Annotated in this window: 14 protein-coding genes; 13 read left to right on the top strand and 1 reads right to left on the bottom strand. The window is 61.9% G+C overall.

Going from position 1 to position 19,344, the window contains the following annotated elements; translation table 11 throughout:
* The first annotated feature begins 98 nt into the window (after nucleotides 1-98).
* From WFP36_RS09610 to WFP36_RS09575, 8 genes are all read left to right on the top strand, one after another.
* A complete protein-coding gene (locus WFP36_RS09610; protein ID WP_336980007.1) occupies nucleotides 99-1,010 on the top strand; it encodes an alpha/beta hydrolase in 912 nt (303 codons plus the stop codon).
* Nucleotides 1,010-2,626: a flavin-containing monooxygenase gene (locus WFP36_RS09605; RefSeq protein ID WP_336980005.1), complete on the top strand. Its 1,617-nt coding sequence runs from the start codon at nucleotides 1,010-1,012 to the stop codon at nucleotides 2,624-2,626. The genes WFP36_RS09610 and WFP36_RS09605 overlap by 1 nt, the downstream gene beginning before the upstream one ends.
* A 281-nt stretch (nucleotides 2,627-2,907) precedes the next feature.
* Nucleotides 2,908-5,964, top strand: coding sequence for a TonB-dependent receptor domain-containing protein (locus tag WFP36_RS09600; protein ID WP_336980003.1), 3,057 nt, complete (start codon nucleotides 2,908-2,910; stop codon nucleotides 5,962-5,964).
* A 483-nt stretch (nucleotides 5,965-6,447) separates the two neighbouring features.
* Nucleotides 6,448-6,864, top strand: a complete 417-nt coding sequence (locus WFP36_RS09595; RefSeq protein ID WP_336980001.1) for a hypothetical protein — start codon at nucleotides 6,448-6,450, stop codon at nucleotides 6,862-6,864.
* 459 nt (nucleotides 6,865-7,323) lie between these two features.
* Entirely contained in the window at nucleotides 7,324-8,286 is a 963-nt protein-coding gene (locus WFP36_RS09590) for a leucine-rich repeat domain-containing protein (protein ID WP_336979999.1), read from the top strand.
* Nucleotides 8,287-8,638: 352 nt separating this feature from the next.
* Nucleotides 8,639-9,457 (top strand): universal stress protein, encoded by an 819-nt coding sequence (locus tag WFP36_RS09585; protein WP_336979998.1) that lies wholly within the window; start codon nucleotides 8,639-8,641, stop codon nucleotides 9,455-9,457.
* A gap of 180 nt (nucleotides 9,458-9,637) precedes the next feature.
* Nucleotides 9,638-11,596 carry an outer membrane protein assembly factor BamB family protein gene (locus tag WFP36_RS09580; RefSeq protein WP_336979997.1) on the top strand — a complete coding sequence of 653 codons (1,959 nt, stop codon included), beginning with the start codon at nucleotides 9,638-9,640 and terminating at the stop codon, nucleotides 11,594-11,596.
* Nucleotides 11,597-11,633: 37 nt separating this feature from the next.
* Nucleotides 11,634-12,647 (top strand): VOC family protein, encoded by a 1,014-nt coding sequence (locus WFP36_RS09575; RefSeq protein WP_336979995.1) that lies wholly within the window; start codon nucleotides 11,634-11,636, stop codon nucleotides 12,645-12,647.
* Between the two features lie 80 nt (nucleotides 12,648-12,727).
* Here the strand turns inward: WFP36_RS09575 and WFP36_RS09570 are convergent, their stop codons facing one another.
* A complete protein-coding gene (locus tag WFP36_RS09570) occupies nucleotides 12,728-13,096 on the bottom strand; it encodes a c-type cytochrome (RefSeq protein WP_336979993.1) in 369 nt (122 codons plus the stop codon).
* Between the two features lie 225 nt (nucleotides 13,097-13,321).
* Between WFP36_RS09570 and WFP36_RS09565 the strand changes: the two genes are divergently transcribed.
* The 5 genes from WFP36_RS09565 (at nucleotide 13,322) to WFP36_RS09545 (ending at nucleotide 19,343) form a co-directional block, all read left to right on the top strand.
* The gene (locus WFP36_RS09565; protein ID WP_336979990.1) at nucleotides 13,322-13,792 is read left to right on the top strand and encodes a hypothetical protein; all 471 of its coding nucleotides are present in this window, start codon (nucleotides 13,322-13,324) and stop codon (nucleotides 13,790-13,792) included.
* A gap of 461 nt (nucleotides 13,793-14,253) precedes the next feature.
* Nucleotides 14,254-16,185 carry a pyrroloquinoline quinone-dependent dehydrogenase gene (locus WFP36_RS09560; RefSeq protein WP_336979988.1) on the top strand — a complete coding sequence of 644 codons (1,932 nt, stop codon included), beginning with the start codon at nucleotides 14,254-14,256 and terminating at the stop codon, nucleotides 16,183-16,185.
* Nucleotides 16,185-17,228: a hypothetical protein gene (locus tag WFP36_RS09555; RefSeq protein ID WP_336979986.1), complete on the top strand. Its 1,044-nt coding sequence runs from the start codon at nucleotides 16,185-16,187 to the stop codon at nucleotides 17,226-17,228. Before WFP36_RS09560 ends, WFP36_RS09555 begins: the two co-directional genes overlap by 1 nt.
* Nucleotides 17,218-18,291 (top strand): hypothetical protein, encoded by a 1,074-nt coding sequence (locus WFP36_RS09550; protein WP_336979984.1) that lies wholly within the window; start codon nucleotides 17,218-17,220, stop codon nucleotides 18,289-18,291. The genes WFP36_RS09555 and WFP36_RS09550 overlap by 11 nt, the downstream gene beginning before the upstream one ends.
* A gap of 5 nt (nucleotides 18,292-18,296) precedes the next feature.
* Complete coding sequence (locus WFP36_RS09545; protein WP_336979982.1) at nucleotides 18,297-19,343, top strand: hypothetical protein; 1,047 nt, start codon at nucleotides 18,297-18,299, stop codon at nucleotides 19,341-19,343.
* Nucleotide 19,344: the final 1 nt, after the last annotated feature.

Here is a 19,344-nt window from a genome sequence, read left to right as displayed (position 1 = left end):
GGTGCCGCCGTTTTCGTTTGCGCGCATCACTCGCGCCGTTACTCTCCCGACTCGATAACGGACCGCGCTTCACGCGGCCGATTGCTTGGGAGAGACTTGTGAATCCACGCCGTGGGGAAGAACCCGCGCTCGTAGCGCTTATCGAAGGCCTGCGTCAGGGCGGCCCGAATTTCGCCGATGATCCGGCAAAGGCACGAGCCGATTTCGAAGAAACGCTGGCCATGGTGCCAGTGGCGGAGGACCTCGTGTTCACGCCCGGCGAACTGGGCGGCATTCCGGCCCTGCACGGCACCTATCCCGGTGCGGACCCGGAGGCGGTGCTGGTCTATATTCACGGCGGCGCCTTCGTGGCGGGCAGCGCCCATGGCTATCGCGCGCTGGCGGGCGAGTTGGCGCGGGCCGGCGGGCTGACCCTGTGGTCGATCGATTATCGCCTGGCCCCCGAACACCCCTTCCCGGCCGCGCTCGACGATTGCATCAATGCCTATCGCGCCTTGCTGGAACAGGGCATCGCGCCGGATAGGATCGTGCTGGCAGGCGACAGCGCGGGCGGAGGGCTGGTCATGTCCGTGCTGCTTGGTCTGCGCGAAGCTGGCGATCCGCTTCCCGCCGCCGCGATCCCGATCTCGCCCTGGGCCAACCTGCTGTGCGACGGTTCGACTTACGAGACCAACGCCAAGGCGGACCCGTCGCTGACGGCCGAAGGCCTGCTCACTGCCGCCATCGCCTATATGGCGGGCAATGATGGGCGTAACCCCTATGCCTCCCCGGTCTTTTCGAGCCTGCACGGACTCCCGCCGCTGTTGATACAGGTCGGCTCGGCCGAGATCCTGCTGGAGGATTCGATCCGCCTCGCCGCCAATGCCGCCACCAGCGGCACGGCCGTGCGGCTGGATGTATGGCCCAACCTGCCGCATGTCTTCCTGGCATTCCACTTCATGCTCGAGGCCGGGAAACTGGCCATAGAGGACGCCGGCGCCTTCATGCGCCAGTCGCTCGGGAGGGCCTGATGAGCCGCAATCCCGTCCCTTCGACACTCGACGTGCTGGTTGTGGGGGCGGGGTTCACCGGCCTCTACATGCAGTTGAAGCTACGTGAGGCCGGCTTTTCCTCCCATGTGGTGGAGGCCGGCTCCAGCGTCGGCGGCACATGGTACTGGAACCGCTATCCGGGCGCGCGCTGCGACATTCCCAGCATCGAATATTCCTATTCCTTCTCGCCCGAACTGGAAAAGGAGTGGCGCTGGAGCGAGCGCTATGCCGCGCAGCCCGAAATTCTCGCATATCTAGAACATGTGGCGGACCGTTTCGACCTGAAGCGAGACATCACCTTCGACACACGCGTCATTTCCGCCCGCTGGAACGAGACGCAAGCGAACTGGACGGTCGAAACCGATATGGGCGACACCGTCACCGCCCGGTTCGTAGTTCTGGGCACGGGCGCGCTTTCGGCCCCGAAGACGCCTGACCTGCCGGGGATCGAGAGTTTCAGGGGACGCATCCTCCATACGGCGACGTGGGACGATACAGTCGAGCTAGAAGGCAAGCGGATCGCGATCTTCGGCACTGGCTCGTCCGGCATTCAGGCGATACCGCAGCTGGCCAGGGTCGCCTCGCAGCTCACCGTATTCCAGCGCACGCCGAACTATGCCGTGCCGGCCAATAATCGCGACCTGTCCGACGAGGAATTCTCCGCCGCCCAGGCCACCTTGCGACAAGACCGTGAGGCCGCGCGCAATTCCCCGCTGGGCTTCTTCGGCGCGCCCCATCCCGGCGCCGCCAAAGCCCAGAGCGAGGATGCCCGCTCGGCACGGTTCGAGCAGCAATGGGGCGCAGGCACGACCGGCATGCTGATGGCCTATGAGGATCTGCTGTTCGACGAGGAGAGCAATTCCTACGCCGCCCGCTTCATCAACGACAAGATCGCCGGGATCGTGAAGGACCCTGCGAAAACCCGCAAGATGAGCCCCCAATATCCGCTCGGCTCCCGCCGCATGTGCTCCGAGATCGGCTTTTACGAAACCATGGCGCAGGACAACGTCACGCTGGTGGATGTGCGCGAGGACCCGGTGTCCGAAATCACCGCCGATGCCATCGTGACGAAAAGCGGTGCGCATTATCCGGCGGATGTGATCGTCTTCGCCACCGGCTTCGATGCCTGCGTGGGCGCGATCAAGGCGATCGACATTCACGGGCGCGGCGGCGTGAGCTTGCGCGACGAATGGGAACTGGGGCCGCGCTGCTATCTGGGGCTTGCCGTCGCGGGCTTCCCCAACCTGTTCACCGTCACCGGGCCGGGAAGCCCTTCGGTGCTGTCCAACGTGGTTGTTTCCATCGAGCAGCATGTGGAATGGATCGCCCGCTGCCTCGAAGATCTGCGTGAACGGGGCGCAGCGACCATCGAGGCCGATCCAGATGCCGAACAGGCCTGGATGACCCATGCCGACGAAGTGGCGAACATGACGCTCTTCCCCCGTGCCGACAGCTGGTACAAGGGCCGGACGCGCGACGGGCGCGAAGTGTTCATGCCCTATGTCGGCGGCGTGGGCGCCTATCGCGAGAAATGCGATGCAGTCGCCGCAGAAGGCTACACAGGGTTCGCCATAACTGCCCCTTCCCCCGGCTGATCGCCTCCCGACTCACTGACAACGCCGACGCGCGCGGAGCCCCGGTTCCGCGCGCGTTTTCCTGTGCGGCGCCAGCCCTCACTTGGGAGCCCGCAAGCCCGGTTAGCTCCCTTCGCGACTTCCCTCATCGCTCCGATTGACGTTTTATGAATATGTATTCATATTCATATTAGCGAGTGAGGCTTCGAACCATCGTAGCCGGCTCGCCGCCTGAGAGGGCGAAGGGGATTGGAGCCGGGGCGCGGGATGCACCGGCCAACAGGATTGGGGAGGTAATTCCAGTGAACCGGAAGATGCATTTTGCTGCCCGCATGACCTTGCGCGGCATGTTTGCCTGCGGCGCGAGCGCGGCGGCACTGAGCCTGGCGGCCACTGCCGCCCATGCGCAGGACGATCCCGCAAGCGAAGAACAGGCCACCATCGTGGTGACGGGCTCTCGCCTGGTCACCAGCGGGATGGAAACACCTGTGCCAGTCACCGCCGTGCAGGCGGAGGAACTGGAGGCGATGGACCCCAGCTCGCTGATCGCCTCGGTCAGTCAGCTACCGCAATTCTATGCCAACCAGACACCGGGCAACGCGGCATTCTTCACCCGCTCCGGCACCGGGACGCTCAATCTGCGCGGCCTTGGCGTCAACCGCACACTGACCCTGCTCAATGGCCGTCGTTTCCCCTCCTCCAGCGCCTTTGGCGGGGTGGACATCAACGTCTTTCCCGAAGCGATGATCAAGGGGATCGAAACGGTCACCGGCGGCGCTTCGGCCGCTTATGGCACCGATGCCGTGGCCGGCGTGACCAACTTCCTGCTCGATACCGATTTCACCGGGGTCCAGCTGGACCTGCAGGGCGGCATGACCTCGCGCGGGGATAACGAGAATTATGAAGGCAAGCTGGCCTGGGGCACCAATCTGGGAGACCGGGGCCATCTGCTGATCTCCGGGTCCTATGCCAAGACCGAAGGCGTCCACTCCTATGAAGGCCGCGACTGGTACAATGCGACCGGCGCGCTGCAGATCAACGGCGTGTGGACAGACTATGCCAATGTCCGATCCATGCATGGCAGCTTCGACGGCATCATCTCATCCGCCAACCCGCTGCTCAACGGCCTGCAGTTCAACGCCAATGGCACCACGTCGCCCTTCGTGCCCGGATCGATCTCGACCGGGGCAGTCGGCACCAGCGGCGCGCGCAGCGTGGGTGGCAGCGGCGACGATATCGGCGGCGGCGAGGTCAACACGCTCTATCCCGATACGGACCGCTATTCGATCTTCGCCTATGGCGATTACGAGCTGAGCGACAATTTCAAGGTCTTCGCCCAATATGTTCGAGGCTATAACCGCCAGTGGCAGCACAGCTTCCCGCGCGGTTATTTCCTCGGCAATCCTCAGGGCACGATCACGATCTTCAAGGACAATGCGTTCCTGCCGGACAACATCCGCGACATCATGAACGACAACAACATCGCGTCGTTCAACCTGCGGCGTGTGGGCAGCATCGAGGATGTCGGGCAGTCTTACTGGGAAGACCGGGTGACGCAGAATGTCGGCACGGCGGGCTTCGAGGCCGAGATCGACGGCGACGGCTTCCTTGGCGGGTGGAAAGTCGAAGGCTTCTACCAATACGGCCATTCGCGCCGCGTGTGGGACCAATATACGATCCGGCTCGACCGTATCTATGCCGCGCTCGACGCAGTGGACGACGGGTCAGGCAACATCGTCTGCCGCGTCTCGCTCGATCCCGAAGGCGCCGCTGCTTTCCCGGGCTGCAAGCCGCTCAACCTGTTCGGCCGCGGTAACGCCTCGGCAGAGGCGGTCGACTATGTGTTGGGCAACGATGTCGGCGTGCATGTCGATACGCCGCTCTATTTCGCCAATCTCGGCTATACGGGCGAAACGCTGTCCTATGACTCCGTTGCGCCGAAGCGGAACATTACGACTTTCGAGCAGCATTTTGCCGAAGTTTCTGCACGTGGCGCATTGTTTGAAAATTGGGCCGGCCCCGTCTCGCTCGCGCTGGGTGCTTCCTATCGCGAGGAATCGATCCATCAGGTCGTGCAGGATACCACCAACCGCACGTCCGACTTCGACACCAAGCCCTACACCGTAGTGAAGTGCGACAGCGCGGCGCTGGGCCTGCGCGGGGTGCCGGCGGGCGATTGTGCGAACAATGCGGTGGGCTTCCAGTTCTCCAAGGTCTCCAACATCCAGGGCGCGACCAAGGTCAAGGAAGCCTTCGGCGAACTGCTGTTCCCGCTGGTGAGCGACCAGCCGTGGATGGATTCTGCCGTCATCAACGCGGCGGGGCGCTGGGCCAACTACTCCGGCGCGGGGGACATCTGGGCCTATAAGGTGGGCCTCGACCTCTCCTTCTCGGACTCGTTCCGCCTGCGCGGCACCTATTCGCGCGACGTGCGCGCGGGCAATCTTTCCGAACGCTTCGACAAGACCGGCGGCGCCGCCAGCGTGGACGATCCGCGCACGCCCGCGCAGGAATCGATCTCCATCACCACCTTCAGCGGCGGCAACCCCAACATCAAGCCCGAGAAGGCCGATACGCTGACCGCCGGAATCGTGTTCCAGCCCAAATTCCTGCCGGGCTTCTCCGCCTCGGTCGACTGGTATCAGGTGAAGATCAAGGATGCGATCGGCCGCGTCGGCCTCAACGAAGTGCTGCGCCGCTGCCTGGTCGATAACGAGGCGCAGTTCTGCGATCTGGTAACGCTGGTGAACGATGTGCCCACCAATGTGGGCGACCAGTATGTAAACGTAGCCCAGTCGAAGGTGGAGGGCATCGACGCCGAGATCGGCTATCGCAGCGACCTCAAGCTGTTCGGCGGGGACGAATCCATCTCCGCGCGCATCTTTGCCGCCTGGCTGCTGGATCGCAGCGACACGGGTGCGACCGGCACGGTCACTCAGTTCGACGGGATCACCGGCCTTGCCCCCGACACGGCGACGGCGGGCCTGTTCCCCAAGTTCAAGGCGACCGGCAATGTCACTTACCGCAATGGCCCCCTCACGGGGTTCCTGCAGGGCCGCCTGATCGGATCGGGCGTCCGCACCTATCTGATCGGCGGTGCCGACGCAGTGGAGGGTACTAATATCGCGGACAATTCCGTGCCCGCGATCTTCTATCTCGATGCGCGGCTGAGCTACGATTTCGAAGTCGGCGGAAGCGAGATCCAGGCCTTCGTCTCGGCAACCAACCTGCTCGACAAGGACCCGCCGACCACCGGCGCCTTCCCGGTCAGCCTGGGCGGCTATGCTGTGCAGACCAATGCCAGCATGTTCGACCTTCTGGGCAGCCGCTTCACCGTGGGGCTCAAGCTCAAGATGTGACCTCTCCTGAAAGGAACATGCCGATCGGGGCGGGTGGCGACATCCGCCCCCTTCTTTATGCGATCCTATCGATTACGCACTGTTCGCAGGCCGTTTTTGTAATGCCGAACTCGCTTCGGCATCCATCCCCCTGATCAGGCGGCGTGGACAAATTCTAGTGTAAGCTTCCATAACCGCTTTTCAGAATTTCGACCAAGAAGCCGCCATTCCGGATAGCGCGCCTTTGCAGAGGCATGCACCATCGTCATCCTGAACTTGTTTGTGCAAGCACAGCTTCGCTTCCAGGATCTATTTCTCCGGATCGAACCGCGCCCATGAGGATGGATGCTGAAACAAGTTCAGCATGACGAGTGTAACGATTTCCGCCTCCCATCCAATTCTTGCCGAATGCTGCCGTTCCGGACACGACAACATTGCGGACATTGATCTAATCGAATTAGCGAGTGAATGTAGCAAGAAATGCTGAGGTGACGGGGGATGACGATGGGTGATGAACTGGAAATGCGCATGTCGAGAGAACGTCTGGAAAATTTGGTCGCCATTGCGGAGTCTAGACCAGAGGATGGATTTGAGCTGGATGTCATAGAGGCAGCACGTAGGGAAATAATAGCCAGAGAAGTCGATTCTGAAGTCCTGTCGGATGTCCGAAGCAATCATGAAGCACTGCAAAGTGAGGAAAATAGCCGATCCGGAATATCGTTAAGTCACTCAGCTTGGATTGGCTTTGCCGCAATTGGCCCCATTCTGATTTTATCCATTCCTCTGGCGCTGTCTCTTTTGGCGAAGGGGTATAAGCAAAAGGGCAAGGATGCATTTGGTGGAATTCTAGCCGGATTTATGATTTGGGGGATTGGAATTCCAGCGATCCTGTTTGCTTTGGACTGGTTTGGGATTGCATAGGCGCACTCAGCTTGGGCGCCATTCAATGTGCCAGCAAGCCATATCTTCGAAGATGACCTCTCACATTCTGAGCCTGAAAGGTGAGTGTCCGCTTTCCACAACCAGAGCGCCGAAACCCGCCTTTCCGGACAGACAACGTTGCGGACGTTAATCCTTCTCCCGCCAGCGGGAGAAGGATAGCGCAGCTTGCTCCGCAGGAGCTAGCGTAGCTTGGATGAGGGTGCCCGCGCGTCTGTCAGACCGGAAACCCTCACCCAACTCCGGCTAGGCCGGTTCCGGCCAAGCCTTCGTAACCCTCTCCCGCCAGCGGGAGAGGGTTTTGAACTGCTTTCCACCTCAAACCTGTCAATGCTGCCGTTCCGGACACGACAACAAGTCGGTCATCGAGAGGCTTACAGGCGCTTCCCAAAACCGACCGATTGGCTAGACATGCCGTGAACGCCTTGAGTTGACGAGAACATGAAGCATCATTTCGGTGACATGCTAGATCGAAGTGGTGGGCACTGGAAATTTGTGCCGAACGCCGAGCGCCATGCATTTCACATGACGGAATGGAACAGTGGGCAAAATCTTATTTCAATTGCGACCATAAGCGGCAAAGATAGCAATTGGGAACTGATCAGTACGTTTCCTAACCTAGAAGAACTGACGCTTCATTCTCCTAGCAATGAGCAGCTTCAATTTTCTTCGCAACTTTGGCGTTTGAAGCGGCTACGCATTACTCACGCAAGGCCAAAAAATCTTGAATTTTTGGCCCGCCTCCAGAACCTAGAGGAGATAATTCTAGAATATGTATCTGGCTTCGATGATGTTTCGCCCCTCGGGGAACTCTCTAGTTTGAGGGCTTTGCATCTTGAGAACTTACGGCGAGTTTCCGATTTTTCAGGACTCAGAAATTCGCAGAGCCTGGCATATCTGAGTATCGATGGAACTATGGATTGGGCGCAGCCTGTCGAGGAATTCGATTTTCTCGGTTCCATGAAAAGTCTCGAATATCTACGCTTGATGAATGTGAGGTCGCCAAAAACATCGCAACCTCTATCCAGTCTTGTCGAACTCAAGAATCTTTCGAAGATTATAATTGGAATGGGAGCGTTCCCGCTCGAAGTGTTTGCTTGGCTTGAAGCAAATATTCCTCATGTCGAGGGCGCAGTAAGACCAGCCTTCGTCAAGTTCGGAGGGGAGAACCGGGAAATCAACCCAAGAGATGTGCGCTTTCGAATGCCCATCGAACAATTCGAAAGCCATCAAGATCTCTTCATCGGCAAAGACGGAAAGCGATATCAATGGGTCCCGCATCAAGCAGCGCTGCTCGGTAAAGGGCAGCGTGGCCCCACCGGCTCACAACAAGCTGTCGATCAGGCGTGTGAAAAGCAGGCGGAGAAATACAAAGAACTAGTCGAGCGATTCAGCCGGGATTGATGTCGACTTTTGTCACAAGCTCTCCCGAATGCTGCCCTTCCGCTTCCCAAAACGTTCGGTCATTTAGGCCGCAGGCTGCACCCCCAGATATCAAACGCTCATTCAGGCCCGAATTTGTCCACGCCGCCCGGTGGCAGTCTGAGCGAACGGAATAGACCCTGGAAGCGAAGCCGTGCTTGCACAGACAGGTTCAGGGCGACGAGAGATGCAGATCGATCCCCTGGTCTGAAATGGATACGCAGGCCTTCTTTTGCGCTGGATCATTCCTTTGTCATCGCGGCTCGCTATTGTAGAATTCTGGAGAGGTGTTCCTACGGCCGGAACGCTGCGGCAATTCGGGAGGGTGGCAGGCATGAAATCGGTACTCGTACAGATCAATCGCGACACCGGGCAGGAAGCCCGCTTCCAGGTAGCGCTGGACATCGTGCGCCATTTCAAGGGGCATCTCAGCTGCCTGCAGGTCGCCCAGGTGGAAGCCTTCGCCGCGCTCGATCCCTATGGCGTGGGCCACATGCTGTCCGAAACCATCTCCATCGTGCGCGAGGCGGAGGAGGCCGAGAAGAAGGCCTTCGAAACCCGCCTGAAGAACGAAGGCGTCAGCTGGGACTGGATCAGCGAGACCGGCGATCCTTCCCGCATGATCGTGGACCATAGCTGGCTGTCCGATCTGGTGGTGGTCAGCGCCCCTTCCGGGGAATGGCTGCCCCGGATCGATGCGCCGCCGACCGCCGCCGAAGTGCTGGTGCGCAGCCGCGCGCCCGTGCTGGTGGTGCCCGACGCTTGCCGTGGGATCGATTGCGATGCCCCGGTGGCCATTGCCTGGAACGGATCGCCCGAATCCTGCGCCGCGATTCGCGGGGCGCTGCCGCTGCTGCGCCATGCCCAGTCGGTCTGTCTGCTCAATGCCGTCCTGCCCGAAGGCGATTACGATCTGCCCTCGACGGAGGCCGCCACCTATCTCGCCCGCCACGGCGTGACCTGCGAGCTGGTCGAGCTCCATCCCGGCTCCGGCCCTGTGACCGATGCCGTGCTGGAAGCGGCCGAGGCCCGCAAGGCAGGCATGCTGGTAATGGGCGCTTACGGCCATTCGCGCCTGCGCGAGAACATCCTGGGCGGAGTGACGCGGGGCATGTTGCAGAAGGCCAGGCTGCCGCTGCTTCTGGCGCATTAATCGCACGGGCGACCGCCCCGGCCACCTTTCCTGCTGCTTGAGTGCGGGTTGCGATGCCTGCACAAAAGTTAGCATTCTATATGTTTACTTTTCACCTATCGTGCCTCTAGACATGGCCCGGAACCGATGGCCCGCGCGGCCGTCTGTCTGGAAAGACTTGCCCTGGGGAGAGGCACGAAAATGCGGATTCGGATTGCACTGGCGCTGGGCGCCGCCTGCCTTGCCATCGGCTCGCCGGCGATGTCGGGCGAGGATCTGACCAGGCCGGCCGACTGGCCACGTTATGCCCGCGACATGGGCGGCACGCGCTTCTCGCCGCTGGACCAGATCAATACCGGCAATGTGAAGGATCTGCAGCAGGTGTGGTCTTTCCGCCTGCGCCCGCAGGGCGGTGCCGGGCTGCTGGGCGGCAGCGTGCCCATTGTGATCGACAATGTCCTCTACATGCCGCTGGGCGATGCCGTGGTCGCGCTGGAAGCCGATAGCGGCAAGGAAATCTGGCGCCACAAGGCCGAAGGCGGGCTGGTGCGCCGTGCGGTCAGCTACTGGCCGGGCGAAGGCAAGATCAAGCCGCGTATCTTCTATTCCAGCGGCGATGCGATCTGGGCCCTGTCGGCGAAGACCGGCGAGGTCGACACATCCTATGGCGAGGGCGGCAAATCGGCCATTGACGGCACGCCCTATTCCTATCCCCCTTCGGTCTACAAGAACGTGCTGGTGATCGGCGCGAACACGGCCGAGGATTCCAAGGGACCGGCGGGCGACAGCCGCGCCTATGACGCGCGCACCGGCAAGAAATTGTGGCAGTTCCATACCGTGCCGCAGCCGGGCGAAGTCGGCCACGAGACCTGGCTGGACGATGGCTGGAAGGAACGGTCCGGCACCAATATGTGGGTGTGGTACACCACTTACGATCCGAAGACGAACCTGCTTTACATGACCATCGGCGGCCCCAGCCCGAACTATTACGGGGGCGACCGGCCGGGGGCGAACCTGTTCGGCAATTCGCTGGTCGCGGTGGACCTCGATACCGGCAAATATCGCTGGCACTTCCAGACGATCCACCACGATCTGTGGGACTGGGACCTGCCCGCCCCGCCCGTGCTGTTCGACGTAGTGAAGGACGGCAAGACCATTCCGGCGCTGGCAGAAACCGGCAAGCCGGGCCTGATGTATATATTGAACCGCGAGACGGGCGAGCCGATCCACGGCGTGAACGAACATTTCGTGGCCGCCGCCAATGTGCCGGGCGAATGGTATTCGCCTACTCAGCCGATCCCGGTGAAGCCCGAGCCGCTGAACCGCGTGCGTTGGACGCCCGACGATGTGGTGACGGAAGCCGACACCAATGCCGAGCATGTGGCGGCCTGCCACAAGCTGCTCGATTCCTATGGCGGCACTTTCTTCAATTCCGGCCCCTTCACGCCCTTCTTCCTGCATGAGGAAGGCGATCCCCCGCGCGCTTCGATCAACATGCCGCATAATGGCGGCTCGGTCTGGGGCGGCAGCGCGGCCGATCCGCACAAGGGGATCGTCTATATCAACACCAGCGAAGGCGGCTCGATCGGCTGGATCGAGAAGCGCGATCCCAAGGGCGATTATGGCCGGGGCACCACCACTTCCTCCCAGCCTTACGATCGGGGCAGCCTGACCGGGCCCGGCGCCTATTCCGGCTTCATGGCCGCCTTCACCAATGCGGATGGCCGCAAGGTCACTCTGCCCTGCTTCAAGCCGCCATGGGGCCGCCTGCTGGCAGTGGACGGCAATACGGGCGACATCCTGTGGGCCAGCAAGCTGGGCATCACCGAAGACCTGCCCAAGGAAAAGCAGGATACCGGCGCCAATAACGGTTCCGGCGGGCCGATCGCCACTGCGGGCGGGCTGGTGTTCATCGGCGCCACGTCCGACCGCTATTTTCGCGCCTTCGATGCCGCCAATGGCGAGATCCTTTGGGAGCAGCAGCTCGATTACGCGCCGCTTACCGTTCCCATCACTTACAAGGGCAAAGACGGCCGGCAATATGTGGCCGTGATGGCCAGCGGATCGAGCCTGGCCCCGGCAGCACGGACGCCGGAAGGTCGCCCGGCCAATAATGAAGCACTCGTCGTCTTCGCGCTCCCCCAACAGGGCAAGAAGTGAGCGCCGGACGGTGGCAGGATTAAGTGGAGAGGCAAGAATGATCAGGAAGTCCGCCTTCGCCCTTGCGGCAGGCATGTTCGCCATCGCAGGCTGTGCCGCATCGGCCCAGAACGGCCCGGCACCCGGCTCGACGCCCGGAACCGTTACTACGCCCGAAGGCGCACTGATGAACGTCAATCCGGATCTGGCCTACAAGCCGGGCGAGTTGACGCAGGAACAGCTGATGAGTTCCACCCGCGATCTGATGGCGATGGACGCGATGAACGTGTTCCGCCGCTTCCCGAACGGCAAGACGCCGGAGATGGTGAAGTTCTATGTCGAGGCGCTGGCGCTGCGCTCGCTTAGTCCGATCCAGCTCACGTCCACTCAGCAGATGATCCTGACCGGCGTGGGCAAGGCGCAGATCAAGCTATCCGCCGGGCAACAGGGCAATCGGAAATACAATCTCGAAGGCGGGGTGAAGGGCGGCACCGGCATCCGCTATTTCGCGCTGAGCTATCCTGACAAGCAGGCCGTGACCGAACGGTTCAAGGCGGCCGGGCTTGCCGCTCCCACCTTTGTCGATCAGGGCAACGGGACACAGGCCGCACTGGTTACCGATCCGGGCGGCTTCCCGATCCAGATCGTCATCCGCCCCGGCGCGAAGGATAGCTCCAACGATGGCGTAGGCGTGGGCATCAGCGTCTCCGATCTGGAGAAGAGCCGCGCCTTCTATCGCGAATTCGTAGGGCTGGACGAACTTGCGCCGGTTACGGACAAGCTGCTGGGCCTGACGCTCTATCCCTATCGCAACGGGGAGACGACGCTGTATCTCTATCACGCGGGCGACAATCTGCCGCAGGATAACGGCAGCGCGGGCATCCAGTATGTCGTGAAGGATTCACCCATGGCCAATGCCAAGGCGCAGGCGCGGGGCATCGCGGTGGAAACGCCGCTGAACAAGCTCAACGGCTTCGATCTCATCACTGTCTGGCTCAACGATCCGGACGGGGTGACGAATTACTATGCCCAGGTCGGCCCCAATTCGCGGACCGCGCAAGGCCGGAACTGACATGCAAAAAGCCCCGCCACTGGCGGGGCTTTTCAGTCTGGTGCTGACGGGGCAGCGCCGAAGCACTCGCCCGCAGCAGCTTACTTGTTCGATTCAGCCGAGATGTAGGTCGCCAGCTGGTCGATTTCCTCGTCGGTCAGCATGCCGCCGAAGCTGGGCATGGCGCCCTGCCCGTTGGTCACGCGGCCGAGCACGAATTCCTTGGTCAGCTTGGTACCGTCAAGCTTGGGCCCGACATGGCCCGTGCCGCCCGCATCCTTCAGCTCGTGACAGCTGCCGCACGACCAGTCGTTGAAAAGCTGGCGGCCCTTTTCGGCCACGGCGGTCGCTTCATCATTGGCCTTGGCCTGCCCGGCCTGCATCATGCTGCCGGAGATTGCCGCAACAGCCAGCGCAAGCGAAGCCAGGCCCATTCCGGCGAGCTTGCGATTCGAAACTTTGTCACCCATTTCTACCGATCCCAATCTATTGCGCAGGTGCAGAAAGCCGCCCTCCGAGCGGATGTGCCCCACTATTCCAACTGAATTGCGTGTCAAGCAAAGCCGGACAAAATCATCAATCGGGCAGATGACATTGACCGACGCTTAACGGCAGAATCGGCAATTTGTCAGGATAATGCAAGCTTGAGCCGCAAGAGACACGACAGGTAGAGCGCCGAATCCCGGGAGAAGAACATGATCAAGAAATCTATCGTAGCGCTGGCCGGGCTGGCGCTGCTGGCGGGCTGCGGCGCCAATGAACCCGAAATGGCTTCGGTGCGCGATCTGATGAAGGATGAAGTCCAGCCGACCGCCGAAATCTTCTGGAACTCCGCCGGCGCGATCACCGACGAGAACGGCACGAAGGACCTGACCCCGACCACGGATGAGGGCTGGAAGAAAACCCAGGATGCCGCGAAGAAACTGGGCGAACTCGGCAAGAAGCTGATGGAACCGCAATATTCCAAGGATCGCGGCGAAGGCTGGATGCGCCTGTCGCAGGGCATGATCGACGTGAGCAAGCTGGCCGAACAGGCCGCAGCGGAAAAGAGCGGCGACAAGGTGTTTGAGGTGGGCGGCACGGTCTACAACGTGTGCACCGCCTGCCACCAGGCCTATCCGCAGAGCGAGGCCCCCGCGGCCGAAGGCGAAAGCGCAGCCGGTTAAGGGCGCCAATCCCAACCGGAGTCGGGAAGCAGGATGTATACGCCGCGAGGAAAATGGAGGGCAACCATTTCGCCCCCTACGGCACCCTTCACGACCGGCACCGGCAGAACCAATCGATGGACAATGTCACCCTGGCGGCGGAAGCATGCGCCGGAATGATCGAATCCCCGCTCTTCCCGACACCGGCGGGCACAGGCGCCCCGCCCCGTCTCCGCACTGACACGGTGCCACCAAAATTCGCGAGGTGCGGGGAACCGGAAAGGCGCAAATGCGTTGCGCCGCACCTTCCGGATTTTGTCAACGAAACGGTATTTTCCGCCTTGTTGCCGTCGCGCGATCTCGTATAGGCTTTTCGCGCCGGCCCGTGCCTACGGGAACGGCCGTAGAGATATAGGCAAGGGGAGTCGGGAGTGTTTGGCCTAGTGCACCAGCATCGTGAAGTTCGCTCGCGTCGCCGCCGCGTGGCATATTGCCTCGCCGCAGCAGCGCTCGGCCTCGTTTCGGCCAGCGCCGTGCAGGCGAAGACGCCGGCCGCACCGGCCAAGGTTCCGGGCGCGACTTTCGATCTCGCCGGCTGGGATTCCTATCTCGGCGGCAGCGAATCGTCGCAATATTCGTCGCTGGACCAGGTCAACAAGGCCAACGTCTCGCAGCTCAAGCTCGCCTGGACCTACAAGACCGGCGAAGGCCAGCCTCCGCACTTCAATCCCGTGATCGTGCACGGCAAGCTCTACATCCTCACGCCCGACAATGCGCTGGCCGCGCTTGATCCGGCTTCGGGCAAGGAGCTGTGGAAGCGCAAATATAGCGGCCGCGTGGCCGGCCGCGGCATGAATTACTGGGAGAGCAAGGACGGCAAGGACCGCCGCCTGTTCTTCATGATGGACGGGATGCTGACCGCGGTCTCGGCCGAAAATGGCGATCCGGTCGCCACGTTCGGCGAACAGGGCGGCGTGGACCTGCGCAAGGGGCTGGATGTCGACATCAGCCAGTTGCGCCCGCTGCAGACCGATAATCCGGGCCGTATCTACAAGGATACGATCATCATGTCCCTGCCCGCCGGCGCCTATGACTATGCGTCCGCCCCGGCAGACATCCACGCCTATGACGTGCGTACCGGCAAGCTGAAGTGGAAGTTCCACACCGTACCGCAAAAGGGCGAGTTCGGTTACGAGACCTGGCCCGAGAAGGACCACGAGAAGTTCGGCGGCGTCCACAACTGGTCGGAATCCACCGTCGATCCGGAAACCGGTATCATCTACATCCCCACCGGCACTGCCCGCTATGACTTCTACGGCGGCAACCGCGAAGGGCAGAACCTGTTCGCCAACTCGATCGTCGCGCTCGATGCGCAGACGGGCAAGCGCATCTGGCACTATCAGGTCATCCATCACGATCTGTGGGATTTCGACAATCCACAGGCGCCGAAGCTGCTGACCATCAAGAAGGACGGCAAGGACATCCCGGCGGTGATCCTGGCCACCAAGATGGGCCTGATCTTCACTTTCAATCGCCTGACCGGCGAACCGATCTGGCCGATCGAGGAACGCCCTGTTCCCGCATCGGATGTGCCGGGCGAAAAGGCCTGGCCGACCCAGCCCTTCCCCACCTGGCCCGAACCCTTCGCGCGCCAGTCCTTCACCGAGGCGGACATCAATCCGTACATTCCGGAAGAGGACAAGGTGAAGCTGCGCGAACTGTTCAAGACGGCGCGCAACGAAGGTCTCTACACCCCGCCCAGCGTGATCGGCTCCATTTCCGCACCCGGCCACAATGGCGGCGCGAACTGGGGCAGCTCTGCGGTCGACCCGAAGAACAACCGTTTCTTCGTCGTCTCCAAGCAGATGCCGACCTTCGACAAGCTGAACCTCGACAAGCGGCCCGAAGCGCTGGCAGCCATGCCCAATGGCGGCGGCGATGTGCAGCCCTACAAGTCGGGCGTGAACTTCATGCTGCAGTCCAACGGCCTGCCGGCGATCAATCCGCCGTGGTCGCTGATCACCGCCTATGACATGAACAGCGGCAAGAAGATCTGGGAACTTCCCAATGGCGAAGTGACCGAGCTGGTGAAGATGAACATCAAGAACACCGGCAGCACCGCCCCGCGCGGCGGCCCGGTGGCCACTGCGGGCGGCATCGTTTTCGTCGGCACCTCGTCGGATCGCAAGATCCGCGCGCGCGACGCCGAAAACGGCAAGGTCCTGTGGGAATTCGAACTCCCGGCCGCCTCGGAAGGCGTACCGGCCGTCTATGAAGCCGATGGCCGCCAGTATCTGGTGATCGCCGTGGGCGGTGACGGTCTGTTCGCCCCGCAGCTGGGCCAGACCCCTCCGGGCGAGAGCCAGTATATGGCCTTCGCCCTGCCGCAGGCCCCTGCGGGCGGGAGCAACTGATGCGCCTTCGCAGCCTTGTCCTTGCTTCGGCGGCCGTCATGGCCGCCCTCGGCGCCACGGCATCCGCCGTCGCCGAGGAGCAGGATCTCGTCACCATCCCGGCAGTCCCCAAGGACTTCAAGCCGAAGACGACGCCGTGGGGCGATCCCGACCTGCGCGGCAGCTGGCCGATCGACCATCTCAACGCCACGCCGTTCCAGCGCACGCCCGAACAGGGCAACCGCTATTATCTGACCGATGAGGAATTCGCCCAGCGCAACGCGCGCATGACGGCGATGGCGGGCGGTTACGACAAGGAAATCCAGACCAACACGCTGGGCATGGGCGCATGGATGGAAGTGGGTACGGCCAATCGCCGCACCTCCTTCCTGATCGACCCCGCCAACGGTCGCCTTCCCGCGAAGACCGCCGAGGGCGAGCGCCGCTCCAAGCTGATGCGCTCCAGCTATCGCCAGGGCCAGAGCTTCGACTGGGTGACGGATTTCGACAGCTGGGACCGCTGCATCACGCGCGGCCTGCCTGCCTCGATGTTCACCATCAATTACAATAACGGCATCCGCCTGTGGCAGGCCCCCGGCCTGGTGGCGATCCAGCTGGAAATGGTGCACGAAACGCGCATCGTCTACACTGACGGCCGCCCCTCCATCTCGCCCAAGATCGGCAACTGGATGGGCGAGAGCCGCGGCCATTGGGAAGACGGCAACACGCTGGTCGTCGAAACCACGAACTTCACGCCCGGGCCTTCGGCCACCAATGTCGGCACCTGGGGCGCTCCGCCCGAGAACGACACGCCGGTGAGCACCGAAGCCAAGATGACGGAGCGTTTCACCATGACCGGGCCGGACACGATCGTTTACGACGTGACCTGGAACGATCCCACGATCTTCACTGCCCCCTGGAGCGCAAGGCTCGATTGGCGGCGCAATGACGATTATCAGTTCTTCGAATATGCCTGCCACGAGGGCAATGTGCAGGTCCGCGGCTATATCAGCTCGTCGCGGGCCGAACGCGCAGAGAAACAGGAGGGTGCCAATGAGCAGTAAAGTTTCCAAGATCCGCGCCGCGATGGCTTCCGCCTCGCTGGCCGTGGTCGCGCTGGCCGGTTTCAGCGCCGCACAGGCACAGCCCGTGCCTGCGGACCTCACCACCATGCCGCCGGTTCCGACCGACTACCAGCCGGCCAAGACCGCTTGGGGCGATCCCGACCTGCGCGGCACCTGGCCGATCGACAATATCGCCAGCATCTTCTTCAGCCGCATGCCGCAATACGGCAATCGCTTCTGGCTGACGGACGAGGAATTCGCCCAGCGCCAGGAACAGGCCAACCGTTCGACCGAAGCCTACAAGGCCGAAGAAGAATCCGGCAAGATGGGCATGGGCCACTGGGTGGAATCCGACGCTTCGGGCCGCCGCACCTCGCTGCTGATCGATCCGGTCAACGGCCAGCTGCCGGAATTCACCGATTACGCCAAGAACATGATCAAGATCGGCCGTTCCAGCTGGGTCGCTGGCCAGACCTATGACTGGGTAACGGACTTCGACAGCTGGGACCGCTGCGTCACCCGCGGCTTCCCTGCCTCCATGTTCCCCTTCCGTTACAATAACGGCATCCGCATCCATCAGGCTCCGGGCTATGTCATCATCAGCCTCGAGATGATCCACGATGCGCGCATCATTCCGATCGGCAAGAAGTCGCACAACGACAGCCGCGTGAAGGAATGGATGGGCGACAGCATCGGCCACTGGGAAGGCAACACCCTGGTGATCGAAACCACCAATATCCAGCCCGGTGCCTCGCCGCTGAACATGGCGACCATGGGCGTGCCGCCGAACAACGTCATCCCGACCAGCGAGGAAGCCAAGGTCGTGGAACGCCTGACGATGACGGCACAGGATCACATCATCTACGAACTGACCTATTCGGATCCGAAGGTGTGGACCAAGCCGTGGACCGCCCGCATGGACTGGACCCGTAACGACGATTACGCGTTCTTCGAATATGCCTGCCACGAAGGCAACGTGCAGGTCCGCAACTACATCAACGCATCGCGCGCAACGCGTGGCACTGACGCAGCCCAGAAGGCTGACGAGGCCTCCGCAGAGTAAGCATGATGCGTTCTGCAAAATTCGGCATCATTCTGGCCCCCGTCGCGCTTGTCGCGGCGGGGGTCATGTCTGTCCCCGCCTCTGCCGAAGGGGAAGACCTGACTGTCGTTCCGCCCGTGCCGCGCGACTACAAGCCCGCCACCACCTCGTGGGGCGAGCCCGATCTGCGCGGTGGCTGGCCGATCGACCACCTGAACGGCCGCACTCCGCTGGAGCGCGATCCGAAATACGGGAACCGCGTGTTCCTGACCGATCAGGAATTCGCCGAGCGGGACGAGGCCGTGCAGGCCCTGTCCAAGCGCTATGAGAACGAAGAAGCCAGCGGCACGATGGGTATCGGCCACTGGGCCGAAGTCGCCTCCGCCAACCGTCGCACCAGCTGGATCATCGATCCGCCCAGCGGCCGCCTGCCCGCCTATACGGAAGAGGGCAAGCGCCGTTCGGACGCCATGCGGTCTACCTGGGTGCCGAACCAGCCCTTCGAATGGGTAACGGATTTCGACAGCTGGGACCGCTGCATCACGCGCGGCCTGCCGGCTTCGATGTTCCCCTTCATGTACAATAACGGCATGCGGATCTTCCAGGCGCCGGGCCTTGTCGCCCTGCAGATGGAAATGGTCCACGAAACCCGCATGATCTACACGGACGGGCGCAAGCCCATCCCCTCGCAGATCCAGAACTGGCTGGGCGAAAGCCGCGGTCATTGGGAAAACGGCAACACGCTGGTGGTGGAAACCACCAACCTCAAGCCGGGGCCGTCTGCCACCAATATCGGCACCACGGGCTCACCGCCGACCAACAACACGCCGATCAGCGAGAAGGCCAAGATCACCGAGCGCTTCACCATGACCGGCAAGGACGCCATCGTCTATGAAGTGACGCTGGACGATCCGGTGGTGTTCACCAAGCCGTGGACCGCCCGCCTGGACTGGCAGCGCGACGATGGCTTCGGCATTTTCGAATATGCCTGCCACGAAGGCAATGTGCAGGTTCGCAACTATATCAACGCTTCGCGTGCCCAGCACGCAGAAGCGGGCAAAACTGGGGAGTAAG

Source organism: Fulverythrobacter fulvus (genome assembly GCF_037154085.1).
Taxonomy (GTDB): Bacteria; Pseudomonadota; Alphaproteobacteria; order Sphingomonadales; family Sphingomonadaceae; genus Andeanibacterium; species Andeanibacterium fulvum.
The sequence above is the reverse complement of the archived record's forward strand: the minus strand, read 5'-3'. Positions and strand labels throughout refer to the sequence as shown.